The organism is Herbaspirillum sp. GCM10030257, assembly GCF_042666555.1.
GTDB lineage: Bacteria > Pseudomonadota > Gammaproteobacteria > Burkholderiales > Burkholderiaceae_D > Noviherbaspirillum.
The window spans coordinates 1-1,501 of sequence record NZ_JBHTDH010000102.1; the positions used below are offsets into that span (position 1 = coordinate 1).

The 1,501-nt window shown below is 55.8% G+C and carries 1 protein-coding gene; it reads right to left on the reverse strand.

Annotated features, from left to right (window positions below):
* The coding region (locus ACFQUU_RS29245; protein WP_382252145.1) for an IS110 family transposase at nt 1–1,181 on the reverse strand (1,181 nt) is incomplete at its 3' end.
* Nucleotides 1,182–1,501: the final 320 nt, after the last annotated feature.

Sequence of the window (1,501 nt, forward strand, 5' to 3'; positions counted from 1 at the left end):
TGCCGGTTTTTCCAAACCTTGTAGAGAATCCGGATCCACTTGAACGCTAAAGCACGTATCGCCACGCCGTGGGCGGCACCCTTGTTTCGCTGTTGCCGATAGAACGTCCCAGCCCATGCTGACCGGGTTACCGTCGACCCGGCCCACTCCACAAAGGTTTGTCGCAAGAATGTTGAACAAGCGAAGCGCCAATGTACCCAGCAGCGGTTACCGCTGCGCTCGATCACTGGCGCAATACCTGCATAGCACTGCACCTGAGCAGCATCTATGAAACGGTCACGGTCTTCGCCGAAGGCAACCAGCAAACGTGGCGCCTGTATATGACCGGCACCAGGAAGCGACGCAAACAGGGCATAGTCAGGAACCTCTTTTGAGATCGCGTCGATTTCCTCATCAAATTCTTCAACAGCCTCAATCAAGACGCGCAGCTGTGCGACCAGAGTTTGCACCGTCAACTGCGCCGGGCGGATGATAGCCGGATCCTCTGTTAGAGGCGTCGAGGATCGAATACTGTCAATCCGCGCTGCGACCAGCCCCTTTCGACAGCAATGATGCGCATGGAAGAACGCTTGCAATGTTGTGGCCCGCGCACGCTTGGCATGCATGACTGTTGGCCAGCGTGTGAGGAAGTCGCAGAACATGATGGTATTGCGATGCTCGAACCAGTCCAGTACCTGCGGGTAGTACTGTTTAAGTACGCTTCCAAGACGGTTGGTAATACGGATAATGGCATCGCCCACCTGGCGGCGCTCTTCCACTAAAGTAGCCAGCATTCGCATGGATGAGGATTGGGGTTTGAGCGCTTGCAACCGTTCCGGGTGGCGCAGCAGAAGATCGAGCGCAATGCGGGCGTCTGACGGATCATCCTTGGCACCGCTGGGCGAGAACGCCTTGCGGTAACCGGCCAGAGTGGCTGCATGAACTGGAAATAGTACAAAAAACTCGTACCGCAGCAGGGCATTGACGAGCGGTCCTTTGGTCGTCTCCAGACAGATGGCAATTGGGCCGCCAAATCGCTTATGCAGTGCGTTCGCCCACCGCTCTATCGCCTCTGGGGTATGCTCAAGAACCCCGTATTCCTGCGTGCCACCTCCAGCGACCTGAAGGCATAAATCATGTTTGCGATCAGCCCAGTCAATACCAACATAGGCAGTGTACGGCGCGGTTGCAGCTAAGGTCATGATCGCCTCCATCAGCGGGATGCAATGACAGGCATGCAGGCCAGGGTTCGGCGAAGCAAATATAGGAAGCTGATATCAGCGTGCCCTGAGTGTTCGTTGTTGAACCCGAGCGCACCGGCAGACCCGAAACAAAAGCGGAAAGCATCGGATGCTCTGGCCGAATATTCGTAGTTTGCCGGCGCATGTCCTACCTCCACTGGCAACAACCCGCCAGCTGCAGCCAGTATCCTGGAAGGCAGAACGGAATACCATCTTGCACATCAGCATGCAAATAAGATGCTATTCCGTACTGGTTTGCCCGGCAAACCAGTACGGGCAAA